A 25,793-nucleotide genomic window follows, 5' to 3' on the forward strand; every position below is an offset into this window, starting at 1 on the left:
AAACAAGGCGCGTGCCTGGCTGAAACCCGGCAACATGGGCATAACGATGACCCGCTTAATAACCACAAGTCATCGTTTCTCCGCCCACGCCGGGGCCAGTAAAGGCCTTGAAATGCTCTTGAGCATCAGATGTATTTCGTTAGCTACTGGGTGCAAGCGCGCGAAAAGTGCCGCTTCGCCATGGTTGGCCGGGACTAAGGGAAGACCGCTTCCACAGCCACAACCGGCCATTGAGCGAGCCGCACGACCCGCGGTAGAGCGACTGCTTTGCTCCCCAAACTGTCGAAATGCCGGCAAACGCTAGGCAAGCAACAGCAAGGCATCAGCGAGGGATAGCACCGTTGTGCGCGAATCGAACGCCGTTGAAAAAAGATGATCGTGCACGACCTGATCCGGGTCGTAGCAGCAATCCTTGACCGTGAATAAACGGAAGTCCGCATCGCTCGCGTACGCGACCGACGACAGCACCACACCGGTTGACGCAATGCCCACCATGAGCAGGGTATCGATGCCCTGCGCGGAAAGCCGTACCTGCAGGTCGGTACCAAAGAACACGCTGGCACGATGCGCGATGATGAGCGGTTCAGTGGCCTGCTGGCCGAGTTCCGGCGAGATCTGGTCGTCGACGAAAAGACCAAGTTGCTTGATTCCCTGTCCGTTCCTGTTCAACGGACTGACTTCCGGATAGCCTGGACGGAAGTGGATCTTGGCGAAATAGACGCTGACGCCCTTGGCCCGCGCAGCGTCACACAGCTTGCGCGTATTGGAGAGCAAAGTGGGCGCGACCGATGGAAATAACGCCAGGATGTCGGTCTGATAATGCATGACCACCAGAGCGGTTTGCGCTGGAACAATTGCCGGAATCTGCATGGTCACACTGTGCGCATCAGCGGTGCTTTTCATGCCCTGTTGATGGTCTGCTGAATCGATGGGTTAAGGTTCAACGGGTGGCGACATAAGGCTACGCGATAAAGAATGATGATCGACTCTACCAAGACCAATCGGTTGCCCGTTCTGGTCGACTACGGAAGTTGGCCGTGGGATCGTCAGCGTACGACTGGGCACCCGGCTTCGACCTCGGCCAGTCTCAGGCCGCAAAATTTCCGTCAGAAAAGGATCTAGGGATAGAAGGCTTCACCACGGTTCAGCATATTGACGAACTCCTCGATTTTACGCGCCCGGGTTTCTGGCTTTTTGGCATTCTGTATGCGAAACAGGATGGCATAGCGGTTGCGGCTATTCAGTGTTGCAAAAAACTTCCTGGCTCTCGGATTTGCGTCCAAGGCTACCTGTAGGTCGTCCGGCACTATCGAGTTACTTGCTGACGTGTAAGCTGCCTCCCAGCGGCCGTCCTTCCTGGCTCTCTCGATCTGCGTCATGCCAGGTGGGCGCATTCTGCCTGCGGCGATCAGCGCTTCAGCCCTGTCTTTGTTAAGTTTTGACCAGATGCTTTTTGCCGAGCGTGGAGTGAAGCGTTGCAACCAGTACTTCTCGCTCTCGGCCTGTTTCTGACCATCAATCCAGCCATAGCAGAGAGCGCCTTCTAACGCCTGTTCGTACGTTACGGTTGGCTGCTCGGCTCCCTTTTTCGCCAGGCGCAGCCATGCTCCGGCCGAAGTACTGCCGTTTTGTGCTAACCAGCTTTCCCATTCGATCTGGCTGATAAACGTTAGCGGGAATTCAGTCATGTCACTATGCCGAACGGTTGAGTTCTCAGCGGGGGCCTTGGTCCACAGTCTAGCAGCGTTTATACGGACCTCAACATCCAGTTCGGCCGAGGGCCGGTCGCACAGTAGCCACTCGCCGGCTGGCCGCCTTGGGCTGGTGTCGACGTTGATGGGCTTCGTTTTTCTCCTCGCGGCCATCGGCGCATCGCGTATCGGGCTGCGCCACTATGCTTCGACCGGCAGCTAGTTGGTCACTGCCGGTTTGTTGTCTGCTGGATGCGGACTAGCAGCTGCCGACGACGAGATCGGCATCAGCCTGGTGACACATAGGCAATGACTTCGATCTCAATCTTGGTGTCGACCATGTTCTTCGCCTGTATTGTGGAGCGCGCCGGCTTATTCCCAGGGAAGAAATCGCTGTAGACGCGATTGAATTCATCGAAGTCTCGTGCGTCATCGAGCCAGACCATGGTCTTCACCACGTCCTCAAGTGCAACCGGCCAATGCAAGAGCGTGAGCGACATTTTCCAATGTCTGGCGCGTCTGGGCTTCTATCCCGCCCGCGACGACGTGACCGCTTTCGTCTCTGCCAACCTGGCCGGACACAAACACAAAGCCGCCGGCCTTCGTCACCAGCGAGCGCGGCAGCGTACGTGTCGCCGCATTGCTCTCTTCAAAGAACTCAATCGTCATTTTCGGCACCTTTCGCGAAGAAGGGTTCGTCGATGCTGAGCGACCGGGCTAATCATGCCCGCAATAGTCTCAGTTGACACACGTAATGACGTTACATCATTTGGCGCGGCATTGGGAGTCCGCCCAGTTCATCGACCTGGCGGGCACCAACGGCTTTGGCCGGCTCCGCGGCAGTGGGCATGGGCAAGCAAATCGCGACCAGAATGCCATTCGGAGCAGTACTACAAAGTTCTTAAATCATTGGTCAAGCCTGGGTCAAAGGCTGCCATTCCCCCGGGCGTCGGGCGAATCGAGCTTCACTCCAGCAAGGCGAAAATTGACTACCGCGTAGTCGCCAACCCGCTCAAGCGCTATAACCTCAACAACCGGTCGCCACTGGTCAAGGAGTCCGATGGCTCACTGAAGATCGCTATTGGACCGAAGCCTGTGGCTGGCGTGCCAGAGTCAAACTGGCTGCCTTCCGCGGAGGGCAAGCCATTTTCCTTGACGTTCCGCACCTACGTACCTAAGGAATCGGTGAGGCAATGCGACTGGACCCCGCCGCCGCTGGCCTTGGCGAAATAGACAAAATCTCTTTGCATGCTGCTATCAGACACGTAGTCCAATACGGCTGAATCTCTCCGGCCCTTTCAGAAAGCGGGGGAGGGCCAAGCTGCCCGGCAGCTCAAGGTTTGAGCCGCCGGGCAGCAACCTCAATCCAGCGTAATTTTGCCCGCCTTGACAATCTCCGCGTAGCGCTTCGTATCGCGCTCGATCAGCTTGCGGAACTCCTCAGGCGTACCGCCCACCGGCACAAAACCCAGGTCGGTCAGCTTCTTCGTGACCTCGGGGCTGCGCGTGGCCGCGGCGATTTCCCTGGCCATGCGCGCGACGATCGGCTGCGGCGTGCCGGCCGGCGCCATCAGGCCCGTCCACGAACTCATCACGAAGCCCGGGAAACCTGCTTCCTCCATGGTCGGGATATTGGGCTCGCCCGGCCAGCGCTTGGCGGAGGCCACGGCCAGCACGTTGATCTTGCCTGACTTCACATGCGGCATCGGCACCAGCAGCGGATCGAAGGCGACCGAGACTTCGCCGGATATCAGCGCGGGCAGGATCGGCGCGCTGCCGTTGTAGGGCACGTGGGTCATCTTCAGCTTCGATTCCATCGCCAGGCGCTCGCCCGTCAGGTGCGCGGAGCTGCCCACGCCGCTGGAACCGAAGGTCAGCGTATCGGGATGCTTCTTGCCGTAGTCGACCAGTTCGGCGACGGTCTTGACCGGCAGCTTCTTGCTGGAGAACAGGAATAGCGGCAGTTCGGCCATTTCGGCCACGGGCACCAGGTCCGTGGGTTTGTAGCTGAGCTTGGAATACAGCGACATGTTCGCGCTGTAGGCGGCCAGCACCGAGACGAAGGTGTAGCCATCCGGCGCCGAGCGCGCGGCCACGCCAACGCCCAGCGTGCTGTTGGCGCCGGGCTTGTTCTCGATGATGATGGGCTGGCCCAGCCGTTGCGAGACCTGCTCGAACACGACACGGGAGACCGTGTCGGTGGAACCGCCGGGGGTATAGGGCACGATCACCTTGATCGGCTTGACCGGCCACGCGTCGGCGGCGAGTGCAGTGGGGGCGGTGTGAGCGGCGGCCAGGCCGGCAACGGCCATGGCGGCGAGACGCGCGCTGCGCGCGACGCGATGCTTGATGCTGGACTTCAACGACATCTCCTTCCTTTGGCTTCTTCGGCTATCCCCTTTGCGGAGACTCTGCGGCCGGATATTCCGGCCAGCCCATTATGGAGGACGCAGTTTCGAAGAACCGTGGAGGTGCCGCCCAAATCCCCGGCGCGGGCCATCCACTGTGCGATAGCCGCACGAGGCGGACGGCTATCGGCGTCAGAATTCGTAGTTGACCGACAGGTCGAAGACCCCGTTGGTCGATTTGCGGGTGATCGGGCTGTCCGCCGCGTTGCCGGCCAGTTGCGAGATCGCGACGTCGCTCGTGGCAAACCAGTGCTTGGTGAAATACCACACCGCGCTGACGCCGAAGCCGTAGGACTTGATGCCAGCGTGCGCATGGTAGGCGGGCCGCCCGGCCCGGGCCTGCGAGTCGCTGACGCCGTACCAGGCGTTCATGTAGCGTGAGTCCGCCAGCGTCACGGTGGGGCCAGCGAACCAGAAGAACTTCTCGGAGCTGCCGGGTAGCGGCATATAGGCGCCGATGTCGCCAACCCAGCCGTCGCTGCCGCCCAGGCTGCGGCGCGCGTCGATGCGCAGCACCAGCGGGAATTCCTTCGAGACCGCATATTCCGCGAACAGCTTGCCTTCCGGCGCCGGGTTGATATTGCCCATGCCGTCCAGGATCGGGGAATTTTCCTCTGCGCGCCGCCCAAGGTTGTAGGCCAGCGCGATCCCGGCGCGCCAGTTCTTGCCCCGCAGCAGGTTCACGCCCAGCCCTTCGCCGATCGAGGCAAAGGCCAGGTCACGGTAGCGGATATCGACGCTGGGGCCGGCGATGAAGATGTAGTTGGACGAGCCGTCGTAGCGCGGCCGCACCATCCCCGCGGCACCCAGTCGCACCTGCCAGACCGGAATCTCCTCCTCAAACAGCTTTTCCAGGGGGATGCCCGCGGAGAACTGCCATTCGGCCAGCGGCGCCGGCGTCTGGGCGCTGGCCAGGCCAGGGGCCAGGATGGCGCCGGCGGCCAGCAGGAGGGCCATGCTCGACGGCGCACGCTTGGGGTAAAGCTCGGGCACGGTTGTCTCCACGCCCGCGTGGCGGGCAATCAGGTTGGGGGGCGCGGGGCCCGTGGGCGACATTTTTTCATTGGACGGCGGGGCGCGCAACCCATGCGGGCAAAAGAAAAGCGGCGCCTGATGGCGCCGCTTAAACCTGCTGACTACGTTCGGTTGCCGGTTTGTTGTCTCCCCTCTCCCATTTATGGGAGAGGGGCGGGGGAGAGGGCGGGAGTCTCCATGGAGTGAGACGCCACGATGCTTGCCATACGCCTGCCCTCTCCGCCGGCCCCTCTCCCGCAAGCGGGAGAGGGGAGCAAGACACTCAGCCCTTCAGCACACTCCCGATGGCCTTGGCCACGATCTCCACATTGCGCTCGTTCAGCCCGGCCACGCACATGCGGCCCGAACGCAGCAGGTACACGCCGTGCTGTTCGCGCAGGCGCTCGGCCTGGTCGGCGCTCAGGCCGGTGTAGGTGAACATGCCGCGCTGGGTCAGGTAGCGCGACAGGGCCTCGCCGCTGACATGGTCGCGCAGGTTGTGGTGGATCGCCTCGCGCATGCGCGCGATGCGGCCGCACATCTGGGCCAGTTCTTCTTCCCACAGCTGGCGCAGCTCGGGCGTGGTCAGTACCTTGGACACCACGCGCGCGCCGTGCGTGGGCGGGTTGCTGTAGTTGGCGCGCACCGCGCCGGTCAGCTGGCCCAGCACGTTGGCGGCTTCGCCGGCGGTGTTGCAGAACACGCTCAGGCCGCCGCAGCGCTCGCCGTACAGCGAGAAGTTCTTCGAGAACGAGTTGGCCACCAGGCAGGGCACGTCCTGTGCCACCAGCTCGCGGATGGCGAAGGCGTCGTCTTCCAGGCCGGCGCCGAAGCCCTGGTAGGCCATGTCGACGAACGGCAGCAGGTCATTGGCCTTGAGCAGCGCGATCAGCTGGCGCCACTGGTCCTGGTTCAGGTCCACGCCGGTCGGGTTGTGGCAGCAGGCGTGCAGCAGCACGATGCTGCGTGCGGGGATGGTGCGCAGCGCGTCCATCATCGCGTCGAACTTCAGGCCGCCGGTGGCGTCGTCGTAGTACGGGTAGGTATTGACGGTGAACCCGGCACGCTCGAACACCACGCGGTGGTTTTCCCAGCTGGGGTCGCTGATCCACACCTGCGACTGCGGGTAGTAGCGCTTGAGGAAGTCGGCGCCCACGCGCAGCGCGCCGGATCCGCCCAGTGTCTGCAGCGTGGCGATGCGGCCCGCGGCGCGCGCCGGCGAGTCTTCGCCGAACACCAGTGCCTGCACCGCGTTGCGGTAGGCCACCAGGCCCGACATCGGCAGGTAGGGGCGCGGGCCCATGTCGGCCAGCAGCGAGGCCTCAGCCTTGGCCACGGCCTGCATCACCGGCAGGCGGCCCTCCTCGTCAAAGTAGATGCCGATGCTCAGGTTGACCTTGTCGGTACGCGGGTCGCGCTGGAAGTCCTCGTTGAGCGAGAGGATCGGATCGCCGGGAAATGCCTCGATGTGTGCAAACATGGGATGCGATGGAATTGGGTCGGGGGGGGCAGCTGCCGCGACGCGGGGGCGTCGCGCAGCCTGAATTCTAACCGGCGGCGCCCGCAGCCTGCAGGCGCCGCCTTTGCCGCATCAGCGCAGCTGCTGGGCGGCCACGCCACCTTGCAGGGCGGTGCCAGCCTTCTTCTGGCGCACCAGGTAGCTCACGCCGAGCACCACCAGCCACACCGGGATCAGGTAGACCGAGAGGCGCAGGCCGGGCGTCAGGTACATCACCACCAGGATGCCCGCCAGGAACACCAGGCACAGGTAGTTGGTGAGCGGGTAGCCCCAGCTCTGGAACTTCGTGGCCTCGCCGGCGCGGCGCTTGTCGGCGCGGAACTTCAGGTGGATCAGGCTGATCATCGCCCAGTTGATAATGAGCGCCGACACCACCAGGCCCATCAGCAGCTCAAAGGCCTTGCCGGGCATGAAGTAGTTGATCACCACGCAAGCCGCGGTGGCTACGGCCGAGAGCGCCAGTGCCGTCAGCGGGATGCCGCGCTTGTTGACCTTGAGCAGTGCCTTGGGGGCGTTGCCTTGCTGGGCCAGGCCGTACAGCATGCGGCTGTTGCAGTACACGCCGCTGTTGTAGACCGACAGCGCCGCGGTCAGCACCACCACGTTCAGCACATTGGCCACCCAGTTGCTGTTCAGCGCGTGGAAGATCAGCACGAACGGGCTGCCGCCGGTGACCACGTTCTCCCACGGGTACAGCGACAGCAGCACCGCCAGCGCGCCCACGTAGAAGATCAGGATGCGGTAGATCACCTGGTTGGTGGCCTTGGGGATGGTCTTCTCGGGCGAGTCAGCCTCGGCCGCAGTGATGCCCACCAGCTCCAGGCCGCCGAACGAGAACATGATCACCGCCATGGCCATCACCAGGCCGCTCATGCCATTGGGGAAGAAGCCGCCGTGCTGCCACAGGTTGGCCACGCTGGCTTGCGGGCCGGCATTGCCGGACATCAGCAGGTAGCCGCCGAAGCCGATCATGCCGATGATGGCCGCGACCTTGATGATCGAGAACCAGAACTCCATCTCGCCGAAGGACTTCACGCTCGACAGGTTGATCGCGTTGATGACCACGAAGAAGGTCAGCGCGGAGACCCAGGTCGGGATGTCAGGCCACCAGTACTGCACGTAGATGCCGACGGCCGAAAGCTCGGCCATGCTCACCAGGATGTACAGCACCCAGTAGTTCCAGCCCGACAGGAAGCCGGCGAAGTGGCCGCAGTATTTGTCGGCAAAGTAGCTGAACGAGCCGGCGACGGGTTCGTCCACCACCATCTCGCCGAGCTGGCGCATGATGAAGAACGCCACGATGCCGGCGATCGCATAGCCCAGCAGGACCGAGGGGCCCGCCATCTTGATGGTCTGGGCGATGCCCAGGAAAAGTCCGGTGCCGATGGCGCCACCCAGGGCGATCAGCTGGATGTGCCGGTTCTTCAGCCCGCGCTTGAGCGTGCCGTCATTGTTGCTGGAATGCATTCAGTTGTTTCCTCTACCCATTCTCATGGAATGCGGGCCCGCGTCTCTGGCTTTTGTCGGAGTCGGACGCTTGGGCCTGGGGGACGTCGCCGACCCGCGCGGCAGGGTGACTGCCGCGGGGGAGGCGTGCGCGTTTCCTGACCGGCCGTGCCTGTCAAAGGCGGCCAGTCAGAAAGGGGCCGATGCCGGTCAGGCCTCGACCTTGAGCGTGCCGCGTTGGATCTGGTCGCGTTCCAGCGACTCGAACAGTGCCTTGAAGTTGCCTTCGCCAAAGCCTTCGTCGCCGCGGCGCTGGATGAACTCGAAGAACACCGGACCAAGCGCGGTCTTGGAGAAGATCTGCAGCAGCAGGCGGGGCTTGCCGCCTTCCGTGGTGCCGTCCAGCAGGATGCCGCGCGACTTCAGTTGCTCGACGGGCTGGCCGTGGCCGGGCAGGCGCGTGTCCAGCGCTTCGTAGTAGTAGTCGTTCGGCGCGGTCATCAGCGGCACGCCTGCCAGCTGCAGGCGGTCGATGACCTCGATCAGGTTGTCGGTCAGGAAGGCGATGTGCTGGATGCCCTCGCCGTTGAAGGCCATCAGGAACTCTTCGATCTGGCCGGCGCCCTTGGACGATTCCTCGTTCAGCGGAATGCGGATTTTACCATCCGGCGCGGTCATGGCCTTGGAGGTCAGGCCGGTATATTCGCCTTGGATGTCGAAGTAGCGGATTTCGCGGAAGTTGAACAGTTTTTCGTAGAAGTTGGCCCAGTAAGCCATGCGGCCACGGTAGACGTTGTGGGTCAGGTGGTCGATCAGCTTCAGGCCATGGCCGACCGGGTGGCGGTCGACGCCCTCGATGAACTCGAAGTCGATGTCATAGATCGATTTGCCTTCCTCGAAGCGGTCGATCAGGTACAGCGGCGCGCCGCCGATGCCCTTGATCGCGGGCAGGCGCAGCTCCATCGGGCCGGTCGGGATCTCGACCGGCTGGGCGCCCAGTTCCAGCGCGCGGGCGTAGGCCTTGTGCGAATCCTTGACGCGGAAGGCCATGCCGCAGGCGCTCGGGCCGTGCTCGGCGGCAAAGTAGGCAGCGTGGCTGTGCGGCTCGCGGTTGACGATGAAATTCACGTCGCCCTGGCGGAACAGCACCACGTCCTTGGAGCGGTGCTTTGCCACCAGCGTGAAGCCCATCTGCTCGAACAGCGGCTCAAGCACGTTGGGGGTGGGCGAGGCGAATTCCACGAATTCGAAGCCCATCAGCTGCATCGGGTTGTCAAACAGGTCGGCCATGGCTTTCTCGGTAAGAACAAAAGGGGCGGGAAATAATATTGTGGCGGCAGCACTTGCTCGTGAGGTCGGGCCGGTGCCATCCGGCTCGGCACAAACCTGTGACAGGACAGGGCTGTAGTGCGCTTGCATGGGATGCAGTGTATATTCCGGACGGCAAAATTGGATTTCGTAAAACAGGCAGGGAAACCCTAGATTATGAAATTTGATTGCATGAATATCTGAGATGAGGAAATCAAAGTGCAAACGATCGAGCTGGACCGTACCGATCGCCGCTTGCTGGGGGTGTTGCAGGAGCAGGGGCGGGCTTCCAACCTGGAGCTGGCCGAGGCCATTGCGCTGTCGCCGGCGCAGACCTTGCGGCGCCACCGCCGCCTGGAAGAGGCCGGGCTGGTCAAGCGCTATGAGGCGCGGCTGGACGCGGCCGCGCTGGGTTTCGGCGTGGTCGCCTTTATCCATGTGACGATGGAGCGTGGGCATATCCGCGACCTGTCCAACTTCAAGCGCCTGGTGGCGGAGCTGGCGCAGATCCAGGAATGCTTCTCCGTGACCGGCGATATCGACTACGTGCTCAAGGTGGTCGCCAAGGACCTGAAATCGCTGTCAGACTTCCTGCTCGATACGCTGATGCGGATTCCGGGCGTCAGCGGCGTGAAGTCCAGCGTGTGCCTTGACGAGATCAAGTGCACCAGCGCGGTGCCGATGGAGGCCTGACGCCGGCGGCTCAGTCCGGCTTCGGGTCGCGCCGGTCGCACTGGACATTCATGGCGCGGCATACGGCGCACCATGATGGCCGCGACCCGGGCGTGACGCCGCAGTGGGGGCCCTGATCGGCCAGGTTGCCAGAGGGGGTGGCTGATCCGGACTCAGGCGCGCTGACCGCTACCGGCACCCGCACGGCCGCCGTGCGCGGCCGGACCCCTCCGGCCCAGGCCTGCGACACCGCGGCATCCAGCGCCTGCAGGCCAACCGGCTTGACGATCACGGCGTTCATGCCCGCGGCCAGGGCCGCGGCGTGGTCGCTGGTGACGGCCGATGATCGGCACGCTGCCGTGCGCGTCTGCGCGCGCCCGCACGGCGCGCGTGAAATCGAGGCCATCCATGACCGGCATGGCGCAGTCGCAGACGATCATGTCGAAACTGTCTCGGTCCAGCCTGGCCAGCGCCTCGCGGCCGTCGCAGGCGGCGCTCACGCGGTGGCCCAGGTGCTCCAGCTGGCGCTGCAGCAGCAGCCGGTTGGGCGCGTGGTCGTCGATCACCAGGATGCTGGCCTGGCGCCGCGCGCAGCCGGCCATGGGCAGGGGCGGCGCCGGTTCCGCCGACTCCGCCGCGACGGCAACCGTGAGCGGCAGCGACACCACCACGCGCGTGCCCTGGCCCGGCTGGCTGGTGAGCGTGATCCGGCCACCCATCGCACCGGCCAGGCGCCGGCAGATCGCCAGGCCCAGACCGGTGCCGCCGGCGCGCGGGTGCGAGCGTCCGTGGACTTGCTCGAACGGTTCGAACAAGCGCGCCTGGGCCTCGGCAGGAATGCCGATGCCGGTGTCGGAGACGGTCAGCATGACGTGCTGTACGCCGTCGTGGGGCGCTTGCGCATCGAGCCTGACATGGATCGTGCCGCTGTCGGTAAAGCGCACCGCATTGGAAACCAGGTTGGCCAGGATCTGCCGGAATCGCAGCGCGTCGACCTGATGCAGCGGCGCGAGCGCGGCGCCGATGCCGCTGGTCAGGGGCAGGCCTTTCTGCGCGGCCACGGAGCCGAAGATCAGCAGGGTGTCCTTGACCAGTCCTGACAGCGATGCGGGCGCCGGGTGGATGCTGAACTTGCCCGCCTCCAGCTTGGACAGGTCCAGGATGTCGTCGATCAGCGCCAGCAGGCCCAGCGCCGACTTGTGCGCGGTGACCAGTTGCAGGCGCTGGTCCTCCGACAGCTGGCAGCCTGCCAGGGTCAGTTCCAGCATGCCGGTGATGGCATTCATCGGGGTGCGGATTTCATGGCTGACCGACGCCAGGAAGGTGGACTTGGCGCGGTTGGCGGCTTCGGCTTCGGCCTTGGCGCGTGCCAGTTCGGCCAGCATGTCGTGGCGCTCGGTCAGGTCCACGCAGCCGCCGGCCAGGCCCTTGACGGTGCCATCGGCGCCGCGCAACGGCGTCAGCCAGTTCAGCACGTGGTGGGTGCGCCCGCCCAGGCGCAGGCACCGGTCCTTGTGCAGCGGCTCGCCGTCTTCAATCACCTTGCGGTAGTCGCGCGCCACTTCCGCCATGTCGACGGCAAGGGGGTGGGCCTGCAGGGTGGCGTCCAGCGGCTGCCCGCGCAGTGTTTCGCGCGTGGCGCCCAGCAGTTGTTCATAGCTGTGGTTGCAGGTGATGAGGCGCAGCGAGGCGTCGCGCAGGTAGACCGGCTGGGGAATGCCGTCGAGCAGCGCCGACTGGATCGCAACGCTGTCCTGCAGTGCAATTTCAGCGGCCCGGCGCCGGCGCACCTCGCGGTACAGGACCAGGATCCATGCCAGCAGGCATGGCGTGACAAGGCAGAGCACGGCGGTGGACCAGCCCAGCAGCCGCATATGCGGATGCGGTCCTGCGGTCGTGGCCAGGGCTGGTCTGGGCGCCCAGTCGGGGATCTCCGGCACCGGCTGCGGCGCCGGTGCCGATTGCATTGCCGCGGATGCCTGCAGCGATGTCGCCGGCGCAGCGCCGGCGCATATCGACAGGGCAACGGACAGCGCCACGGCACATGCCAGGCGCCAGCCACGCGCCAGGCGGTGTCCCGCCGGCGCGATCCAGCCCGTCGGGGCTTGCGGCAGGGCGGATGCAGCCGAACCGGCAGCAGCGCGATGCGCGCATGTGGCGGCCGAAGGCGGCGCGGCGGGGAATGGTTGGTGCAAAGACAAGCGGGTCGGCACGTAAGGAGAAGAATGGGGGCTTTCATCGCATGGGTTGAAGCGGTGAAAGCAGGGTTATCTTCACTCTAGGGGCGCGGCCTCGCGTTCTCATTAAGACGAATCTTAAATTGAGGGGGAAATTTCGGAATCACATCCGCCCGACGCCTGTCACGTCACATATCGGACACAATCTTGGCCTCGCTTCACTTGCGGTCTGCCCCTGCCGGGGATGGCGTTCATGGGTGTAACGGCCGCGCTATGATCTGGCATGCCCGCTGTGAATCACATGACTGCCGGTCTGCCATGGACAGACCGGGTTTTCAGAAGAAACGAACCGCCCCTCGGAAATTTCCGGTGCCCTCCGGCGCAATTGCTGAGCACAATGAGGTGCCCGGTCTCCCGGACACCGAGGCGTTTTGCTATGGAGTTCAAGCTGTGGCCACAATCCTGATCGTCGATGACCACCCACCCGTGCGGGTCGTACTCAAGACGCACCTGTCCCAGGTGCTGGGCGTGACGCACGTGCTGGAGGCCGACAATGGCCAGGCTGCCATCGAGATCGTGCGGCAATACACACCAGACGTGGTGATCCTGGACCTGGATATCCCCAAGATCAACGGGCTGGACGTGATTCCCCGCCTCAAGGCCAGTCATCCGGCGGTGCGCATCCTGGTCATTTCCGGCCAGGACCAGAACACATTCGCCCCGCGCGCGCGCCAGGCCGGCGCCCATGGCTTTGTCAGCAAGACGCAGGAACTGGCAGAGATCGTCCGCTGCGCGGAATCCGTGCTGGCCGGCTATACGGTGATGCCGGAGATCGACCACGGCAAATCAGGGAACTCCGATGAAGCCGAGCGCCTGGCCACGCTTTCCGACAAGGAACTGGTGGTCATGCAGATGCTTGCCAAGGGCATGTCCAACAAGGAAATCGGCGAAGTCATGTTTATTTCCAACAAGACAGTCAGCACGCACAAGACCCGGGTCATGGAAAAGCTGGGGGCGAAATCGATCGTCGATGTCATCGATTTTGCGCGGCGCCACCATATTGCGGTCGGGTAGTGGAGATGCTGCCCATGAGTCGCCCATGAACGGCGCGCTGTTGCTTGCCTCGGCCGGTGACACGCACTGGGTAGGCAGTGTCGCCCGGATCCTGCGTGACCTCGGCTTTGCGGTGCAGACCGGCATGCCCGTGTCGTCCGCCACCGCGGACATTGGCCTGGTGATTGCCGATGCCGATGCCGATACCGGAATCCCTGACACCCTGCTGGGCGCATGGCGAGGCGCCGGCGCGGTCTGCGCCCTGGTGCTGGCGCCCGATGCGGCGCGCACGCTCGCTTGCGGCGAGGCCGGAGTGGCTTGTCTGCGCCAGCCGGTGACCGAAGCGGCTATCCTCGGCCTGCTGATCAGCCAGCATTACGTGGCACTCACCGCGCGCGAGGCCGCGGGTGTCGAGCAGACCATCGCCGAGCAGACCTTCGGCAATCCAGCATTCGCCGCGGAACTGGTGCAGGCCCTCGTGAGCTCGACCCGGACCGACCTGGCGCGGTTGCGCGCGGCGGCGGATGATCTGGATACGGTGCGAGGCGTCGCCCACCGGCTCAAAGCTCCCGCGCACTACGTCGGCTGCCATGCGCTGCGGCTGATGGCGCAGCGGCTGGAAGACGCTGCCCGCGACGGCGATGCCGCCACTGCCGCAGCGCTGGCGGCGATCGTGGGGCCAACAATGGTACGGCTGCTCAGCCTGCTTGCCACGCTGCCTGCGGCGGAATAAACGCTAAATCGCGCTGAAAATATACCGGGCCGGGAATACACCGAATTGGCGCAATGCCGGCGGTTGATTATTCTGGAATGCATGACGGTGCCGACTTTCATTATCCGGGAATAAACGGTGCCGATTAATCTGATTCGGGACTGATTCAATGCGGGGTTAATGTGGCGTGGATACTGGCGGCGCCGCATGTGGCCGGATTTTCAATTTCGGCAGCTGCTGGTATTTTCCGGGGAGAAGGGCGTGGCCCAGATCATGGCATCGATGCCGGACTCGGCGTTCTATTTCCACCTGGCCGCGGTGGCGTTGCTGCTGCTGGGGCTGGCCGCGTTTCGCGCGGTCTGCTACGTGATGGCAACCGCCGACGGGCGCAAGGCCCGGGCCGGGCATATGGTGCTGGTCAGCGCCGGGCGGCTGCTGGCCCTGGGCGGCATCTGGACCGCCATCGTCTACGGCCATGGCGCCTCGGAGCGGGCCAGTGCGCACAACTGCCGCCGCTTGCCCGCGGTGGATGCGGCCGTCCGCTACGCTGCGGAATACTGCTACCTGGGCCGTGAGCGGGTGTTGCTGCGCATCTATGGCCCGGAGCGCGACCGCTTGCTGGCCCATCGCACTTTCACCAGCGCGGGGCCGGTGCAGCTCAGCTGGGACGGCCAAGCCGTGGTGTTTGACCCCGCCGCGCCGGGCAGGAAAGGGCGGCTGGCGTTGCCGCCGACGCTGGGCGACCGGTTGCTGGCGCGGCTGCCCTGAGCGGCTTCAGTGGGGCGCCGCCTCCGGGATATCGGCGCTGCAGCTGGGCGTCGCTTCGTCATGCGAATGCGGCGCCAGCGCGCCCGGTATGCGCTGGCTGTCCAGGCCCTTGCCTTGCAGCCACTCCGCGGTCGTGGCCGCGGCACGGTCGATCAGTTCGCCGCACTTGGAGTAGTCGTAGGGTGAGATATCGAGCGGGCACAGCGGCGGCACCACACTGATCTGCGCGCGGTCGGCGAAGTGCTGCAGGTCGTTCACGAGCTGGCGCGCCACCAGCAGCGAGAGCGCATTGAACGCATGCTCCAGCGCGCCGCGCGGCGGGCGGCGCTCAGCACAGGTGAAGCCCGCGGGCAGCACGATCACGCGCGTGGCGCCCAGTGCGATTGCGGTGGACACCGGGGTATTGTTGGCCACGCCGCCGTCGATCAGCGTACGGCCCTCGAACTGCACCGGCGGGAACACGCCGGGGATGGCGGCGCTGGCCAGCACCGCATCGACGATGCTGCCGCTGGACAGCAAGACTTCGTCGCCACTGTGCATGTCGGTGGCCACCACATGCAGCGGCAGTTCCGCCGCTTCCAGCCGCCGCGGCCCGAAGTGCTGCGCCAGCAGCCTGCGCAGCCCGGCCGCCTCCACCAGGTGGCCGCGGTTGCCGCCGAACATGCTCCAGACGCTGCGCCAGCCCCACGGCAGGATGTCCGCGCGCCGGATGCCGCGCCACAGCGCGTCAAGCCGGCCGGCGCCGGCCACGCCCGGATTGCAGGCAAAGTAGGCGCCGTTGATGGCGCCGGCCGAGGCGCCGATCACGATATCGGGCATCACGCCCCAGGCCACCAGTTCGCGCAGCATGCCGACCTGGATCGCACCGAGGCTGCCGCCGCCGGCAAATACGAAGGCTGTCTTGTCCATGGTTGTCGAGGCGGGGCCAGGATTCGGCGCCCCTTGTTCCTTTCCGTGTCCGGTGTCCTGAGCAAAGCATAGGCGACATCCGGGTCGTTGTGCAGGGCGGCGGCAAAGTGACTGACGCGCTGCGCGCGTCCAGGTGCGGCGGCCATGGTGATGGCACCGGACACCGGCGCCGCTTCGTTAATTACGCAATTAACCGCCAAAAATTTCCCCCGACCGCCTGCCTTGGCCAGCAGCGGCCTGGTCGGGATTGCGCAGGGCTGCGGTTTAATCGAGAAACTCGTCTACGGAAATGCCGAGTTGCCCGGCCATGTGTTCAACCAGGCTTTGCAGCTTCGCCACCTTCTCGGTCAGCGCCTGCTGCTCGGCGCGCAACTGTTCGATTTCGCCCGGTGAGGCAGTGGCGGCATCCATGGCGCGCACGGCATCGTCGGCGGCCGCTGCGGCGCTGACTTCGCCGCTGAGCAGGTGCATCCAGCGGCTTTCACGCGCGCCCGGGGCACGCTGCAGTCGCACGACGAAGGGCGGCGCATGGCTGGCCAGTTCGTCGAGGAAGGCCTCGACCGAAGAGATATCGGCAAAACCGTGCAGGCGCGCGGTATTCAGGCGCAGTTCCGCCGCGGTCTGCGGGCCGCGCAGCAGCAGCATCGCCAGCAGGGCAACGGACTGGCTGGGCACGGCCAGCACACGCTGCATATTGTGCTCGAAGCGCGGCACGCGGCTGCTGCTGCCCTCAAAGACCAGGCTCAGGCCCTTGAGGCCGTCGATGGCCTCCAGGATCTCGGCCTCGCTGACGTTCATCACCGGGGTGCGGGCGGTCTTCTGGTTGCACCCCGAGGCCAGCGCGTTGAGCGACAGCGGGTAGGTATCGGGCACGGTGTGCTGTTTTTCGACCAGAACGCCAAGCACGCGGCCTTCGACGGGCGTCAGGGGGCGCAAGGCCGGGCGGACGGGGCGGTCGCCGGTCTGGCTGGCGTCGGATTCAGGGTTGGAATGCATCAAGGCTGGTTTTTTGCTGAAGGTGGCGGCGGATGCCGACACGCCGAGGCGCTCATTCAATCCGAAGCGGGCGCAATCCGCAACTGTGCCGTCTTCCGGGGCCTCGCATTCTGCGCCGTGCCGACTACTATCGATAGGCCGCGCCGCGGCAGCCGGGAAGGGGCAATCGAGCAAGCGCGGATCCACACGGGGAGGCAGCATGGCGATTTCGCAGTCGGAAGCAATGACACCGGAAGAGGAGCCTGGCCCGGAGGCCGGGGGTGGACTGGAGGCGCCGTACTCCACACTGGAGTCACGCTCGCACCAGATGTTCCCGCAGCTCAGCGCCGACGACATGGCGCGCGTGCGGCGCTTTGGCACGCCACAGAACTGGCGCGCGGGCGAGAAGCTCTTTGCCATCGGCGACACGGGCCGGGGCATGTACCTGATCATCAGCGGGAGCGTGCGCCTGGTGCGGCGCGACGGCCTCGGGCGCGAGCACCAGATCACTGAGCAGGGGCCGGGGCACTTCCTGGCCGAGGTCGGCACGCTCAGCGGCCGCCCGGCGCTGGTGGACGGCGTGGCCGTGACCGATACGCAGGGCTATACGATCACACCGGAGCGGCTGCGCGCCCTGCTGGTGGCCGAGGCCGAACTGGGCGAGCGCATCATGCGCGCGCTGATCCTGCGCCGCGTGGGGCTGATCGAGTTCGGCAGCGGGCCGGTGCTGGTCGGCCACGGCACCGAGCCGCAACTGGTGGCCCTGCAGGCCTTCCTGCGGCGCAACGGCTACCCGCATACCGTCATCGACATCGACGCGGAACGCGACTGTTCATTGCTGCTCGACTATGCCAGCGCGCCCGCCAGCGACTTCCCGCTGGTGATCTGCGCCGATGGCCGCGTGCTGCGCGCGCCGGACGAAGGGCAGCTGGCTTCGTGCCTGGGGCTGTTGCCGGAGTTCGATCCGGCTCACGTCTATGACGTGGTGGTGGTCGGCGCCGGGCCGGCCGGGCTGGCCACGGCCGTGTATGCGGCGTCCGAAGGCTTGTCGGTGGCGGTGTTCGATTGCCGCTCGCCGGGCGGGCAGGCAGGCGCGAGTGCCCGGATCGAGAACTATCTTGGCTTTCCCACCGGCATCTCCGGGCAGGCGCTGGCCGGGCGCGCGTTCGTGCAGGCGCTGAAGTTCGGCGCGCACATCGCCATCCCGCTGGAGGTCAAGGCATTGCATTGCGGCGCGGACCCGATCCGGCTGGAGCTGACCGATGGCCGCATGATCCCGACCCACACCGTGGTGATCGCCACCGGCGCGCAGTACCGGCGCCCGGACATCGCCGCGCTGGAGCACTTTGAAGGGCGCGGCGTCTACTACTGGGCCTCGCCGGTGGAGGCCAAGCTGTGCAAGAACGAGCCGGCGATGCTGGTGGGCGGCGGGAATTCGGCCGGGCAGGCGGCGGTTTTCCTGGCTTCGCATGCCGCGCACGTGCATATGCTGGTGCGCGGGCCGGGGCTGGCGGCCACCATGTCGCGCTACCTGATCGACCGCATCGGATCGCTGCCGAATATCACGCTGCACACGCATGCGCAGATCAGCGCGCTGGCGGGCGAAGGGTGGCTCAGTTCGGTGCGCTACGAGTGCCGGGAAGAGAGTCCGACCCCCATCACGCTGGACGTGCGGCACCTGTTCCTGTTTATCGGCGCCGATCCCAATGCGGCGTGGCTACGCACCTGCAAAGTGGAGGTCGATGAGAAGGGCTTCGTGCGCACCGGCGGGGGCGCGCTGGGGTGCGCGGCCGCGGTGCCGTATCCGCTGCAGACCAGCGTGCCGGGCGTGTTTGCCATTGGCGACGTTCGCGCAGGTTCGACCAAGCGCGTCGCAGCGGCGGTGGGCGAGGGCGCGGCCGTGGTGGCACAGATCCACGACTACCTGGCGCGGGTCCAGGCAGCCGTGGCGCGCTGAGCGCGGGGCCGCTCAGGCCTGCGCCTCGCGCTCCAGCAATTCGCGCTTGCGCGCCACGCCCCACCGGTAGCCAGACAGGTTGCCGTCGCTGCGCACCACGCGGTGGCAGGGGATGGCCACCGCCAGGTGGTTGGCCGCGCACGCCTGTGCCACCGCGCGCACCGCACGCGGCGCGCCGATGCGGGCCGCGATCTCGGCGTAGCTGGCGGTGCTGCCCGCAGGGATCTCCTGCAGGGCCTGCCACACGCGCTGCTGGAACGCGGTGCCGCGCACGTCCAGCGGCAGCGCCAGGCCGATCGACGGCGCTTCGATAAAGCCCACCACCTGCGCTACCAGCTGCTCGAACCGTGCGTCGCCGCCGATCAGGTTGGCGCGCGGGAACTGGTCTTGCAGGTCCTGCAGCAGCGCTTGCGGATCGTCGCCCAGCAGGATCGCGCAGACGCCGCGCTCGCTTTGCGCCACCAGGATCGCGCCCAGCGAGCACTGGCCGATGGCAAAGCGGATATCGGTGTCGGCCCCGCCCGCGCGGTAGCGCGACGGGGTCATGCCCAGCACCGCGTCCGAGGTCTCGTAGAAGCGGCTGTTGGAGCCGAAGCCTGCGTCGTAGATCGCCTCGGTCACGGAGTCGCTGGTGCCGAGCTGTTCGCGCAGCTTCCTGGCGCGATGCGCGGCGGCATAGGCGCGCGGCGTCAGGCCGGTGGCAGCCTTGAAGAGGCGGTGGAAGTGATAGGGGCTGACGCCCGCCGCGCTGGCCAGCTCTGGCAGCGTGGGCAGGGTGTCGGCAGCCTCGATGCGGCGGCAGGCATCGGCCACGATGGCCGCGTGCTGTGCCGCCAGCGCAGGTGCGGCGGCACGGCGGCTGGGCCGGTAGCCCGCGGCTTCAGCCGCGGCGGCGTTGTCGAAGAACTCGACATTGGCCGGATGCGGCAGGCGCGACGGACTGCTCGGCAGGCAATACACGCCGGTGGTCTTGACCGCATAGACAAAGGCACCGTCGGCGCCGGGATCGCGCGCCAGCACGCGGGCCCAGCGCGGGTCGCGTTCGATGGCGCTGGCTTCAGGCTGCTGTGTGGGGCGGATCATGGATCGGGTCATGGGATACCTCACGTGGCGTCGTGGAAGATGATGCCCAGCGTGTAGCGCTGGCCCGCATGCAGCCGGCTGACGCCATGCCTCAGGTTCACGCGGTAGCTGCCGCGGCTGCCCTGCACCGGGCGCTGGCTGACGGCGAATACCACCGCGTCGCCCTGGTGCAGCGTCACCACCTCGGCCCGCGACTGCATGCGCGGCCGCTGCTCGGTCATCACGAATTCCCCGCCGGTAAAGTCGCGGCCCGGTTCGGACAGCAGGATGGCGACCTGCAGCGGGAACACGTGCGCGCCGTACAGGTCCTGGTGCAGGCAGTTGTAGTCGCCGGGGCCGTAGCGCAGCAGCAGGGGCGTCGGGCGCAACTGGCCGGACTGGTGGCAGCGCTCCAGGTAGTCCTTGTGCGCGGCCGGGTAACGCACGTCGATGCCCATGGCGGCGTTCCAGCGATTGGCCACAGACACCAGGTGCGGGTACAGCGCCGCGCGCAACGCACCCACGGGGCCGGGCAGTGGATAGCGGAAGTACTTGTACTCGCCCTGGCCGAAGCCGTGCCGGCGCATGTCGATGCGCGAGCGGTACAGGGCGTCCTCGGCATAGCCGGCAGCGATCGCGTCGCATTCGGCCGCGGACAACAGGCCCCGGATCGCGGCGCATCCATGGTCGTCGAGATCGCGTGCCACGGCGGCCCAGTCCGAGCCATCGACGCGGGTGGCGATATCGGTTTCGGATCCATGCTGCCGCGCCGTGCCGCGCCCCTGCGGTATCGGCCTGCGCGGCCCTGCCACGGCCATTTCCGGACGTTGTATCTGGCTGGTGCCCACTGCGAATCTCCTGTCTCTCCCTTGCATGGTGCCAACTTTAGGCCGTCCGCATGCGCCTCACACTCCGGGTCTTGCTTTCGAATTCTGCCCTCCATCCTGCCTTGACAAGACAGATCTGTCTACAAATAATGATACAGGTCTGTATCATCATGAGCAGGCTGTTCTTACCTGACCCTTCCCATTTCCAGCAAAGGAGCATCCGCATGTCCGCGCAAGCCGAAATCCGTCCCCCGTTGCCCCCGTTCACCCACGAATCCGCCATCGCCAAGGTCCGTGCCGCCGAGGACGGCTGGAACAGCCGCGAACCCGAGCGCGTGGCGCTGGCCTATACCGTCGACAGCGCCTGGCGCAACCGCGCGGAGTTCGTCAATGGCCGCGCCGATATCGTCGCCTTCCTGCAGCGCAAGTGGCAGAAGGAGCTGGATTACCGCCTGATCAAGGAGTTGTGGGCGCACGATGGCAACCGCATCGCCGTGCGCTTTGCCTATGAATGGCACGACGATTCCGGCAACTGGTACCGGTCTTATGGGAACGAGAACTGGGAGTTCGACGAGGCGGGGCTGATGCGCCGGCGCTTTGCCTGCATCAACGATGCGCCGATCAAGACGGCGGACCGCAAGTTCCACTGGCCACTGGGCCGGCGGCCGGATGCGCATCCGGGGCTGAGTGAATTGGGGTTGTGAGGCTGTTGGGATATTGGCTCGGGCGCTGACGCTCGAACCACTAGGGGCCAGTCCCCTCTCCCGCTTGCGGGAGAGGGCTAGGGAGAGGGCGGGCCGTTGCGGACCAACGCGCTATATCGCGAGGCACACGCCTGCCCTCTCCCCCGGCCCCTCTCCCGCAAGCGGGAGAGGGGAGCAACCAAGCGGTGCAGGGACACGCTGCAAGCCCTTACTGCATCTTGTCCAGGTTCCCGATCCGCACCAGCATCTCGGTGAACATCTGCATATCCAGGTTCAGGTCGGCCACTTCCTTGTACTCGCGCGCATTGTGCGCGGTGTACCTCTTGCCCGGCATGGCCGGCCCGAAGTTGATGGCATTGGGCATGAGCTTGGCGGTGGTGCTGCCGGCGGTGGAAACCGGCTTGGCTTCCAGCCCGGTGGTATCGCCAAAGATGTTCAGCAGCGTGGACAGCCACGCGCCCTTGGGATCGCGCGCTATCCAGTTGCCCTGGTCGTACTTGATCTCGACCGGGCCATGGGTGGCGGCCCAGCCGAAAATGCGCTTGGTGATCTTGCCGCCCAGCTCGTCCGGCGTGCGGCCGCGCGGCATGCGCACGTTGGTGACCACGTCGACATATTCGCCGCGCTCGCGCACCAGCGTTGGCGACATGGTCAGCGGGCCCATGAACGGGTCGCGGTAGGCCACCTCCATCCTGGTGCCCAGGTAGTCCAGCCCGTACAGGTCGTTCAGGTAGCGGACCGCATGCAGGTAGTGGTTCTCCACAAACTTCACGCCGCTGGCCTGCAGGAACAGCGCCAGCCGCGGCAGCGGGTTGACCCCTTCCTCGGGGCGCGATCCATGTGCCGAGGCCCCCGTGACCTTGACTTCCACGTCGTTGCCGTCGCGCTTCACGTCGATCGAGAACTTGCCGCGCGGCGTGTAGTGGCGCAGGAATTCCGTGCGCGCCTGTTCCAGCGCGGCAGCCACCGCCGCGGGGTCGCCGCCGGCGATGCGCGCGGTGGCGGTTTCGGGGATGGCGTTGGCCGAAGCCGCGCCGCGCATGGCGACGATGGCCGGCCCCTTGTAGTCGGTCTTGCCTTGCGCGCTCTTGTCGTCCGCCGCCTTGATGCCGAACGAGACGGTCAACGTACCGGAGCCTTTCTCGGCGACCACGGCCGGGTATTTACTGTCGAGCACCACGTTGTACTCGGGCAGCGCGGTGTGCTGGCGGTAGTACTTCATGCCGTCGCCACCGGTTTCCTCGGTGGTCTCGATCATCAGCCGGATGGTGCGCTCCAGCGGCACGCCGCTTTCCTTGACGGTTTTCATCGCGTACATGACCGCCGCGATCGAGCCCTTGTCGTCGATGGTGCCGCGTCCGTACAGGACATCGCCCACGCGTGTCATGCGGAACGGATCGAGCCTGGTGCCGTCGTCCAGCACCCATTCCTCGGCCACGGCCGGCACCACGTCGGCGTGGGTCAGGATGCCGAAGGTGTCCTTGCCGCCGCCGGGCAGCGTCACTTCAAAGACTCTGTTGTCGACATTGCGGTAGGCCAGCCCGAAATCACGTGCCATGGCCTCGATCATCTTGCCGAACTCGATGATGGCGGGGTTCTCGTGTGGCGGGATCTTTTCGTCGCGCACGGTGCGCAGCGCCACCATCTTGCCGATGGCATCGATCACCGCGGCCTCGTTGTGCACACGGTTGTAGACACCCAGCAGCCGGGCGATATTGACCAGGTTGTCGCCCGACAGCGGCGCCCTGGACTGCCACGCGGCCACCGCCGGCGCGACCGCGGGTTCGGCCCTGGCCGCGGCGGCCATGAAGGCCTGCAGGTCGGGCTGGGCAGCGGTCTTGCTACTGCTGGTCAGTGCGTCGAGCGCCGGCTTCTTGAGGGTTTGCGCCAGCGCGGGCTGGGCCAGCACGAGCGACAGCGCGAGCATTGGTGCCCACCGGGAGAGGGACGGCAGGCGGCAAGGTCGGGTCATTGCGGACAAAACGGAGTCTGAGGGGATGCCGCATGATAGGGCACTCCCCGCGGTTTTCCCGAAAAAATATGCCTTTACGTCCGCGCGGACGGCTGCCCTGTCGGCGCGATAGGCGGCGCCTATCCCTGATCGATAGTCTAGGACAATCGCGGCAGTTAAAACGATGAATTGTACAAATCACATCCAGGTCGACAGAATGGGGCCTTCGCTGCAACCCGCAGCTGAAACCAACCCGATCCAGACCAAGGAGTGAACTGATGCTGCAATCCCGTGAAGGCCAACGCGTTCCCAATGTCGCTTTCCGCGTACGTGAAGACAACGAGTGGAAGACCATCACCACCGGCGAGCTGTTCAACGGCAAGACCGTGGTCGTGTTCTCGCTGCCGGGCGCCTTCACGCCGACCTGCTCCTCGACCCACCTGCCGCGCTACAACGAGCTGGCGCCGGTGTTCGCCAAGCACGGCGTCGACGACATCCTGTGCGTGTCGGTCAATGACACCTTCGTGATGAACGAATGGGCCAAGGATCAGGAGTCCGAAAATATCACCATGATCCCCGACGGCAACGGTGAATTCACCGAAGGCATGGGCATGCTGGTGGACAAGGCCGACCTGGGCTTCGGCAAGCGCAGCTGGCGCTATGCGATGCTGGTCAAGGACGGCGTGGTGCAGAAGATGTTCATCGAGCCGGATGAGCCGGGCGACCCGTTCAAGGTGTCCGACGCCGACACCATGCTGGCCCACATCGCCCCGAATGCGCGCAAGCCGGACCAGGTGGTGGTGTTCTCCAAGGTCGGCTGCTCGTTCTGCGCCAAGGCCAAGCAACTGCTGGACGACAACGGCTTCGACTACATCGATGTGCCGCTGGACAACAAGGTGCGCGGCAAGGTGCTGGGCGCCGTGTCGGGCGAGATGACCGCTCCGCAGGTCTTCATCAACGGCAAGCTCATCGGCGGCGCCGAGGCCCTGCAGCAGTACCTGGGCAACTAAGCCATTTCCCCTCTTTTTTCCCCATCCGGGGACCGGCAGTCGCCGGACCCGATGGCGCCCCCTTATCCGCGAACCAGCGCAGGGCGGCGCCATCCAGCCCGCTGATTGACACCAGTCTGACACTTCAGAAGACAAAGGAACCGACCGCCATGACCACCATCCAGACCGACGTCGCCGTGATCGGCGCAGGCACCGCCGGCCTTGCCGCCTACCGCGCCGCGATTGCCGCGGGCAAGCGCGCCGTGATCATCGAAGGCGGCCCCTATGGCACCACCTGTGCCCGCGTGGGCTGCATGCCCTCCAAGCTGCTGATTGCCGCCGCCGAGGCCGCGCACGAACTGCGCCACACCGCGCCGTTCGGCGTGCACGTGGATGGCCAGATCCGCATCGACGGCCGCGAGGTGATGGCCCGCGTGCGCAGCGAGCGCGACCGCTTTGTCGGCTTCGTTGTGCGCGGCGTGGAGAGCATCCCCGAAGCCGACCGTATCCGCGGCTACGCCCGCTTTATCGACAACACCACGCTGGAAGTGGACGGGCATACCACCGTGCGCGCCAGCCGCGTGGTTATCGCCACCGGGTCCACGCCGACGCTGCCGCCGCCGTTCCAGGTGTTCGGCGACCGTTTGATCGTCAATGACGATGTGTTCTCGTGGCAGGACCTGCCCGCCAGCGTGGTGGTGTTCGGCCCCGGCGTGATCGGGCTGGAACTGGGCCAGGCCCTGTCGCGCCTGGGCGTGCGGGTGCGCGTGTTCGGCGTCAGCGGCTCGCTCGGGCCGCTGACCGACCCGGCGATCCGCGCCTATGCGGCCAGGACCTTCAACGACGAGTTCTGTCTCGACCCGGACGCCAGGGTGACCGAGATGGGCCGCGACGGCGACCAGGTGGTGGTGACCTACCTCGACCGCGAAGGCCGCAGCGTGACCGAGCGCTTCGACTACGCGCTGGCTGCCACCGGCCGCACGCCCAATGTGCGCGGACTGGGCTTGGAGAACACCGGCCTGGCGCTGGATGCGCGCGGTGTGCCGCTGTTCGATGCGCAGACGCTCCAGTGCGGCAATGCACCGGTCTTCATCGCCGGCGACGCCAACAACATCCTGCCGCTGCTGCATGAGGCCGCCGACGAAGGCAAGGCCGCCGGCGAGAACGCCGCCAGCTACCCGCAGGTGAAGCCGCTGGCGCGCCGCGCCCCGATCGGGGTGGTGTTCACGGACCCGCAGATCGCGATGGTCGGCCAACGCTTCGCCGACCTTGCCGAAGGCACTTTCGTGACCGGTGAGGTCAGCTTCGAGGACCAGGGCCGCAGCCGGGTGATGCTGAAGAACCGCGGGCTGATGCACGTCTATGCCGACAAGGTCACGGGCCGCTTCCTCGGCGCCGAATGGACCGGCCCGCGTGCCGAGAACATCGCCCACCTGCTGGCGTGGTCGTACCAGCAGGGCCTGACCATTGCGCAGATGCTGACGATGCCGTTCTACCACCCGGTGGTGGAAGAGGGCCTGCGCACCGCACTGCGCGACGCGGCGGCAAAGCTGGAGGCCTGACCGGGCAGCGTTTGCTAGACAGGTCTGTCTGTCATAGTATCGACCTGCAGGGGCCGGGCGGCGCGAGGGCGCTTCCCGGCCGCGCCCAC

22 protein-coding genes and 1 pseudogene are annotated in these 25,793 nt (G+C 65.8%); 9 read left to right on the forward strand and 14 right to left on the reverse strand.

From position 1 onward, the window contains the following. Nucleotides 1–300: 300 nt before the first annotated feature. From DN412_RS24395 to DN412_RS45920, 3 genes and pseudogenes are all read right to left on the reverse strand, one after another. Complete coding sequence (locus DN412_RS24395) at nt 301–903, reverse strand: cysteine hydrolase family protein (RefSeq protein ID WP_115213940.1); 603 nt, start codon at nt 901–903, stop codon at nt 301–303. A 215-nt stretch (nt 904–1,118) separates the two neighbouring features. Then, entirely contained in the window at nt 1,119–1,688 is a 570-nt protein-coding gene (locus DN412_RS24400) for a YdeI/OmpD-associated family protein (protein ID WP_115213941.1), read from the reverse strand. Between the two features lie 290 nt (nt 1,689–1,978). Then, nucleotides 1,979–2,360 (reverse strand): annotated as a pseudogene (locus tag DN412_RS45920) (RidA family protein). Between the two features lie 54 nt (nt 2,361–2,414). Between DN412_RS45920 and DN412_RS45925 the strand changes: the two are divergent. After that, nucleotides 2,415–2,924 (forward strand): DUF1214 domain-containing protein, encoded by a 510-nt coding sequence (locus DN412_RS45925; protein WP_115213942.1) that lies wholly within the window; start codon nt 2,415–2,417, stop codon nt 2,922–2,924. Nucleotides 2,925–3,052: 128 nt separating this feature from the next. Here DN412_RS45925 and DN412_RS24420 read toward each other — a convergent pair whose 3' ends face one another. From DN412_RS24420 to hppD, 5 genes are all read right to left on the reverse strand, one after another. After that, nucleotides 3,053–4,060, reverse strand: coding sequence for a Bug family tripartite tricarboxylate transporter substrate binding protein (locus DN412_RS24420; protein ID WP_115213943.1), 1,008 nt, complete (start codon nt 4,058–4,060; stop codon nt 3,053–3,055). Nucleotides 4,061–4,231: 171 nt separating this feature from the next. Then, entirely contained in the window at nt 4,232–5,056 is an 825-nt protein-coding gene (locus DN412_RS24425; protein WP_167471123.1) for a MipA/OmpV family protein, read from the reverse strand. 340 nt (nt 5,057–5,396) lie between these two features. Then, nucleotides 5,397–6,593, reverse strand: a complete 1,197-nt coding sequence (locus tag DN412_RS24430; RefSeq protein WP_115213944.1) for an amino acid aminotransferase — start codon at nt 6,591–6,593, stop codon at nt 5,397–5,399. A gap of 111 nt (nt 6,594–6,704) precedes the next feature. Continuing rightward, nucleotides 6,705–8,099: an amino acid permease gene (locus DN412_RS24435; RefSeq protein ID WP_115213945.1), complete on the reverse strand. Its 1,395-nt coding sequence runs from the start codon at nt 8,097–8,099 to the stop codon at nt 6,705–6,707. 189 nt (nt 8,100–8,288) lie between these two features. Then, nucleotides 8,289–9,368, reverse strand: coding sequence for a 4-hydroxyphenylpyruvate dioxygenase (hppD, locus tag DN412_RS24440; protein WP_115213946.1), 1,080 nt, complete (start codon nt 9,366–9,368; stop codon nt 8,289–8,291). Nucleotides 9,369–9,605: 237 nt separating this feature from the next. Here hppD and DN412_RS24445 point away from each other — a divergent pair, with 237 nt between their 5' ends. Next, a complete protein-coding gene (locus tag DN412_RS24445) occupies nt 9,606–10,079 on the forward strand; it encodes an Lrp/AsnC family transcriptional regulator (protein ID WP_115213947.1) in 474 nt (157 codons plus the stop codon). Nucleotides 10,080–10,231: 152 nt separating this feature from the next. Here the strand turns inward: DN412_RS24445 and DN412_RS24450 are convergent, their stop codons facing one another. Then, a complete protein-coding gene (locus DN412_RS24450) occupies nt 10,232–12,259 on the reverse strand; it encodes a PAS domain-containing sensor histidine kinase (protein WP_244222768.1) in 2,028 nt (675 codons plus the stop codon). Nucleotides 12,260–12,685: 426 nt separating this feature from the next. Here DN412_RS24450 and DN412_RS24455 point away from each other — a divergent pair, with 426 nt between their 5' ends. The 3 genes from DN412_RS24455 (at nt 12,686) to DN412_RS24465 (ending at nt 14,768) form a co-directional block, all read left to right on the forward strand. Continuing rightward, a complete protein-coding gene (locus tag DN412_RS24455) occupies nt 12,686–13,309 on the forward strand; it encodes a response regulator transcription factor (RefSeq protein ID WP_115213948.1) in 624 nt (207 codons plus the stop codon). Nucleotides 13,310–13,334: 25 nt separating this feature from the next. Further along, entirely contained in the window at nt 13,335–14,021 is a 687-nt protein-coding gene (locus DN412_RS24460; RefSeq protein WP_115213949.1) for an Hpt domain-containing protein, read from the forward strand. Between the two features lie 240 nt (nt 14,022–14,261). Continuing rightward, nucleotides 14,262–14,768 (forward strand): hypothetical protein, encoded by a 507-nt coding sequence (locus DN412_RS24465; protein WP_115213990.1) that lies wholly within the window; start codon nt 14,262–14,264, stop codon nt 14,766–14,768. A gap of 6 nt (nt 14,769–14,774) precedes the next feature. On the opposite strand, the gene DN412_RS24470 is transcribed toward DN412_RS24465, so the two are convergent. Both DN412_RS24470 and DN412_RS24475 read right to left on the reverse strand, forming a co-directional pair. After that, nucleotides 14,775–15,677 (reverse strand): patatin-like phospholipase family protein, encoded by a 903-nt coding sequence (locus tag DN412_RS24470; protein WP_115213950.1) that lies wholly within the window; start codon nt 15,675–15,677, stop codon nt 14,775–14,777. Nucleotides 15,678–15,941: 264 nt separating this feature from the next. Beyond that, nucleotides 15,942–16,673: a YceH family protein gene (locus DN412_RS24475; protein WP_115213991.1), complete on the reverse strand. Its 732-nt coding sequence runs from the start codon at nt 16,671–16,673 to the stop codon at nt 15,942–15,944. A gap of 199 nt (nt 16,674–16,872) precedes the next feature. Between DN412_RS24475 and DN412_RS24480 the strand changes: the two genes are divergently transcribed. Further along, nucleotides 16,873–18,609 (forward strand): FAD-dependent oxidoreductase, encoded by a 1,737-nt coding sequence (locus DN412_RS24480; protein ID WP_115213951.1) that lies wholly within the window; start codon nt 16,873–16,875, stop codon nt 18,607–18,609. Between the two features lie 12 nt (nt 18,610–18,621). On the opposite strand, the gene ada is transcribed toward DN412_RS24480, so the two are convergent. Continuing rightward, nucleotides 18,622–19,692 (reverse strand): bifunctional DNA-binding transcriptional regulator/O6-methylguanine-DNA methyltransferase Ada, encoded by a 1,071-nt coding sequence (gene ada, locus DN412_RS24485; RefSeq protein ID WP_115213952.1) that lies wholly within the window; start codon nt 19,690–19,692, stop codon nt 18,622–18,624. Nucleotides 19,693–19,712: 20 nt separating this feature from the next. Continuing rightward, entirely contained in the window at nt 19,713–20,519 is an 807-nt protein-coding gene (locus DN412_RS24490; protein ID WP_115213953.1) for a 2OG-Fe(II) oxygenase, read from the reverse strand. 203 nt (nt 20,520–20,722) lie between these two features. Here DN412_RS24490 and DN412_RS24495 point away from each other — a divergent pair, with 203 nt between their 5' ends. After that, a complete protein-coding gene (locus DN412_RS24495; protein ID WP_115213954.1) occupies nt 20,723–21,202 on the forward strand; it encodes a nuclear transport factor 2 family protein in 480 nt (159 codons plus the stop codon). 208 nt (nt 21,203–21,410) lie between these two features. Here DN412_RS24495 and DN412_RS24500 read toward each other — a convergent pair whose 3' ends face one another. Next, on the reverse strand, nt 21,411–23,129 hold the full coding sequence (locus DN412_RS24500) for a dipeptidase (RefSeq protein WP_244222769.1): 1,719 nt from the start codon (nt 23,127–23,129) through the stop codon (nt 21,411–21,413). 302 nt (nt 23,130–23,431) lie between these two features. Between DN412_RS24500 and DN412_RS24505 the strand changes: the two genes are divergently transcribed. Together DN412_RS24505 and DN412_RS24510 are read left to right on the forward strand one after the other, a co-directional pair. Beyond that, a complete protein-coding gene (locus DN412_RS24505; RefSeq protein WP_115213956.1) occupies nt 23,432–24,163 on the forward strand; it encodes a glutathione peroxidase in 732 nt (243 codons plus the stop codon). 149 nt (nt 24,164–24,312) lie between these two features. After that, nucleotides 24,313–25,704, forward strand: a complete 1,392-nt coding sequence (locus DN412_RS24510; protein WP_115213957.1) for a dihydrolipoyl dehydrogenase — start codon at nt 24,313–24,315, stop codon at nt 25,702–25,704. Nucleotides 25,705–25,793 lie beyond the last annotated feature (89 nt).

Origin of the sequence: Cupriavidus lacunae (assembly GCF_003353055.1) — a bacterium.
GTDB lineage: Bacteria > Pseudomonadota > Gammaproteobacteria > Burkholderiales > Burkholderiaceae > Cupriavidus > Cupriavidus lacunae.